The organism is Mesorhizobium sp. M7A.F.Ca.CA.003.01.2.1, assembly GCF_003998945.1.
GTDB classification, from domain to species: Bacteria; Pseudomonadota; Alphaproteobacteria; order Rhizobiales; family Rhizobiaceae; genus Mesorhizobium; species Mesorhizobium ciceri.
The window spans coordinates 1-4,616 of the sequence record NZ_RZRA01000434.1; the positions used below are offsets into that span (position 1 = coordinate 1).

At 64.0% G+C, this 4,616-nt stretch carries 4 protein-coding genes; 1 reads left to right on the forward strand and 3 read right to left on the reverse strand.

The genetic code is table 11. The features are described from left to right. The first annotated feature begins 751 nt into the window (after positions 1-751). The gene (locus tag EN969_RS18030) at positions 752-1,690 is read left to right on the forward strand and encodes a diacylglycerol kinase family protein (protein WP_063168825.1); all 939 of its coding nucleotides are present in this window, start codon (positions 752-754) and stop codon (positions 1,688-1,690) included. 79 nt (positions 1,691-1,769) lie between these two features. On the opposite strand, the gene EN969_RS18035 is transcribed toward EN969_RS18030, so the two are convergent. The 3 genes from EN969_RS18035 to EN969_RS18045 all read right to left on the reverse strand — a co-directional run. Beyond that, positions 1,770-2,687, reverse strand: coding sequence for an NAD(P)-dependent oxidoreductase (locus EN969_RS18035; protein ID WP_063168824.1), 918 nt, complete (start codon positions 2,685-2,687; stop codon positions 1,770-1,772). Beyond that, positions 2,684-3,895 carry a mandelate racemase/muconate lactonizing enzyme family protein gene (locus tag EN969_RS18040; protein ID WP_063168823.1) on the reverse strand — a complete coding sequence of 404 codons (1,212 nt, stop codon included), beginning with the start codon at positions 3,893-3,895 and terminating at the stop codon, positions 2,684-2,686. The genes EN969_RS18035 and EN969_RS18040 overlap by 4 nt, the downstream gene beginning before the upstream one ends. Further along, positions 3,892-4,616: GMC family oxidoreductase (locus tag EN969_RS18045; RefSeq protein ID WP_164758323.1), on the reverse strand; the 725-nt coding region annotated here is incomplete at its 5' end. The genes EN969_RS18040 and EN969_RS18045, both read right to left, overlap by 4 nt.

Consider the following 4,616-nt stretch of genomic DNA (forward strand, 5'->3'; position numbering starts at 1 on the left):
GTTCTCGAAAACCACGCCATCCGACTCGGCAGAGCGCGTTTTCAAACGGGCTCTGACCAGGCGATACTAACCGATTTTAGCGCGTGGAGAAGCGGCGCTCGCAAGATCGCCGCCAAAGGGCATCGGGGGGCCAAAAAGACAGTCGGCGCCGGGATTTCTCCCAGCGCCTCCCTGTCAGATCAGGACACGGTCGCGGCAGCAACTTCCGTAAAGTCGTCGCGCCTTGCCGGCCTTGATTTTGACGGTCCTGCCAGTCCGCCGCCCGAGAGCAGCGTCCGTTCGGGACCACGCCGGTCTCCACCCTTGCGAGCTTTGCCCTGCGCACCATCGAAGGTTTTTGCCGTCCTTCATGGCAGCATCGGTCCGCCGTCGGCGTTGGCACGCTTTCCGCGGCCCCGTAGGTCTCGGCTCCGTCCCTCGAAACAGGCAAGCCTGCTCTCGCTTCGGGCCGTACGGGCCTCAGGAAATCCGCCTTTCACTTCGCCTTTCGGCTTGATGATCGGTAGCCGCCTGAGATGGGTTTAATGTACACCGAGTAAGGGTCCTGGGGAATGGCCGCTGCCCTGTGGATAGCGGGATTACCGGGGATCGTTAGCCACAAACCGGGGAATTCGAGCGCCGGCTGCTTTAGACAGCCCGCCCGCTTTTTTGCGTACGAGCCGACAGCGCCCCTTGCTCCGCCGGTGGTCGCGGGCTTCAATGCCGGCAAAGGATCGGACCTGCATGTCCGGCGCCGGGGAGGGCGGGTATTTTGAAAGTCGGAGTGGTTCTCAACCCGATTGCCGGTGGCGGCCGGCTGAAACGGCATTGGCCTGATGTTGCCGTGTCGCTGAAAAAGCATTTCGGCGAATTCGAGCTGCGCGAAACGCAGGCCGAAGGCGATGCCGAAAGGCTGGCAATCGATCTCGCAATGATTGGCTTCGATCTGGTGATTGCGGCCGGCGGTGACGGCACCGCCAGCGAAGTGGCCGACGGGCTTCTGCAGGCGGCCCAGGAGAGCGGCCGGATCACTGAACTTGGCCTGTTGCCGTGCGGCACCGGCATCGATTTCGCGCGCGGGCTCGGCCTGCCGAAAGAGGTGGATGCCGTGCTGAAGCGGTTGGCCGAAGCCAAGGGTCGCAAGGTCGATGCCGGGCGCATCGGCTACATCGACGATCACGGCGCGCTGGCCAGCCGGCACTTCATCAACATCGCCAGTCTCGGCCTGTCCGGCGCCACCGACCGCGCCGTCAATGCCGACAAGCGCAAGGGCAGGATGTCGGCCAAGGCACTGTTCCTGTGGCGCACCGTGGTGGAGTTCATCCGCTACCGTTTTCAGGACGTCAGGATCACGGTCGATGACGGCGCACCCGTCGAAGCGCGCATGGCGCTGGTGGCGGTCGCCAATGGAAAGTTCTTTGGCGGCGGCATGATGATCGCGCCGGATGCCGACCTGACCGACGGGCAGTTCGACATCGTCATCCTGCGCGCCGCCGGCAAGCTGAAGCTGATCTGGGACATCCGGCTGCTCTATGGCGGCCGGCACCGCAACCATCCGGCGATCACCATCCTGCGCGGCAGGAAAGTGGTGGTCGAGCCGCTCGGCGATGCGTCAGAGAATGGCGCCCTGGTCGATATAGACGGCGAGTCGCCGGGACGCATACCCGCGACCTTCGAGATCCTGCCGGGTGCATTGACGCTCAGATACTGAATCAAGCCGTTGACAGATTGATTCAGATGAATCCGCCCATCAATCCAACGTCCTGAAATCGCTTGATAACTGGCTGATGTCAGAGTTCCAGCTTGGCCGGAAAACCGGGCGCGCGCAGGTCGGTATCGACGGCATCCTCGAGCAATTTGACGATCTGGGTGGACCAGGCGCTGCCGCCATATTCCTGTTTGCCCATCTGGAAAATCTCACTCACAAGCGGCGCCAGTTGGAGCGGCAGTCTGAATTCCCTGCCCATCGCCAGCGCGAAGCCGAGGTCCTTCAGCGCCAGGTCCATGGTGAAGCCGATGTCGTAGGAGCCGTTGAGAATGAGCTGGCTTTCGGTCTCGTGGACGAAGCTGTTGCCGGAGGAGGCTGAGATGGCATGGTAGGACTGGGCGAGGTCGAGCCCGCCTTGTTTGGCCAACATCAGCGCCTCGCCGGCGGCGACGAGATGGATGAAGGCGAGCATGTTGGTGATCACCTTGATCACCGCCGCCGAGCCGACCGGACCCATCAGGAACGACTTTGCGCACATCGCCTCGATGGCCGGCCGATGACGTTCGTAGAGCGCTGGATCGCCGCCGACCAGCGCGGTGATCTTGCCAGCCGCCGCCAGATGCACGCCACCGGTGACCGGGCATTCCAGCGTCTCGACGCCCCTGGCCGAGGCGAGGGCCGCAAGGCGAAGAATCTCGTCGCGGCCGTTGGTGGACATCTCGATCCAGGTGCCGCCTTGGGGTAGGCCCTCCAGCAATCCGCCGGGTCCGGCCAGCACCGCTTCGCTGACCTTGGGCGAAGGCAGGCACGTGATGGCATTGCCGGCCCAGGCGGCGGCCTCGGCCGGGCTGCTCGCGGCAGTGGCGCCGAGCGCCACCAGGCGCTCGACGGCGGCCGGATCGCGGTCGAGGACGGTGACGGCAAAGCCGTTGCGGATCAGGCTGGCGGCAAGGTTTCCGCCGAGATGGCCAAGCCCGATGAAGGCGTAGCTCTTGCTCACGGCATCAGCGGGGTCTGCATCATCTGCAGATGCAGGTCCTTGCCCGTATAGGGGTGCGCGTCGCAGACCGCTTCGTTCAACTCGACGCCGAGGCCGGGCTCCTTCGAGGGGACGACGTTGCCGTCCTGCCACTCGATCTTCTTCTTCAAGAGCGTGGCATGGAAACCGTCCCACTGCTTCAGCGATTCCAGGATGAGGAAGTTGGGCAGTGTCACCGCCAGCTGGATGTTGGCCGCACCGACGATCGGCCCGCAATAGCAGTGAGGGGCGACCTGGATGTGGTAGGCCTCGGCCATCGCCGCGATCTTCTTGGTTTCGAGAATGCCGCCGGAGCGGCCGAGGTCCGGCTGCAGGATGGTCGCGGCGCGGTTCTCGATGACGCGGGCGAACTCGAACTTGGTGGTCAGCCGTTCGCCGGTGGCGATCGGGATCGAGGTCGCGCGGGCCACTTGCGCCATGACTTCGGGCATGTCAGGCGGCACCGGCTCCTCGAACCACAAGGGATCATAGGGCTCGATGGCGCGCGCCATGCGCAGCGCGCCGGACGCTGTGAACTGGCCGTGCGTGCCAAACAGGATGTCGGCGCGGGTGCCGACCGCCTCGCGGATCGCCTTGATCATGCGGGTGGACAGGTCGATATCGACAAGACGCGGCTGGTGGCCGTCGAAGGCGGTGTAGGGGCCGGCCGGGTCCAGTTTGACGGCGTTGAACCCCTGTTCGACATATTCGAGCGCGCAGGCGGCGGCGAGATCGGGGTCGTTGTAGACGTTCTTGCCGTGCGCATCCTCGGAGTGGACGCTGCCGGTGTGCGGATAAAGATAGGTGTAGGAACGCAGCGTTTCGTGCACCTGGCCGCCGAGCAGTTTGTAGACCGGCTTGTCGGCCTCCTTGCCGATGATGTCCCAGCAGGCCATTTCCAGCGCCGAGAAGCAGCCCATGCCTGACACGTCGGGCCGCTGGGTGAAGCCGGACGAATAGGCGCGGCGGAAGAAGTTCTCGATGTCGTGCGGATCGCGGCCGACGAGATAGCGCTCGGCCATGTCCTCGACCATCCGGGCGGTAACATGGGCGGAGAAGGTGGCGTTGTAGGCCTCGCCATAGCCGACCACGCCGCCATCGGTGGTCAACTTGACGAAGATGAAATACTTGCCGCCGATGCCGGGCGGCGGATTGTCGACAACCCAGGTCTTGACGTCCGTGATCTTCATTTTTGGTCCTCCAGAACCAGTTCGGCGCCCTTCCAACCGGTCATGATCGAGGCGGCGTTGGTGTTGCCGGTGATGTTGTCGGGGAAGATGGAGGCGTCGATGACGCGCAGGCCGTCGATGCCGTGCACCTTGAGACGCGGGTCGACGACGGCGCGCGCCGGATCGGGCCCCATGCGGCAGGTCGAGACCGGATGATAGACAGTGCCCGAGCGCTTCCTGAAATCCTGAATCAGGTCTGCATCGGAAGTGATTGACGGGCCTGGCAAAACCTCTTCCTCGATGATCTCGGCCATGGCAGGCATCGAGGCGATCTTGCGGACGAATTTCACCGCCGCCAGCATCTCCTCGACATCGGCATTGGTGGAGTAGGCATTGGCCGTTATCCTGGGGTACTCGCGCGGATTGGCCGAGCGGATCATGATCTCGCCACGGCTCGACGGGCGGCAGTTGGACAGGCCGATGGAAAAGCCCGGCCATGGGTCGGGCGTCAGGATGGGACGCTCGCCGCTCTTGGGAATGACGGTCGAGAATGCCTGGAAATAGAGCTGCATGTTGGGCCGCGTCGCCGCCGGGTCGGTGCGGAAGAAGCCACCGGCATTGTTCATCGACAGCGACAGCGGGCCCGAACGGGTCAGGATATATTGCATGCCGACCAGCAGCTTGCCCCACCAGGGACGCAGCGTCTGGTTGAGCGTCGGCAGCTTGCCCTTGAAGGTGTAGT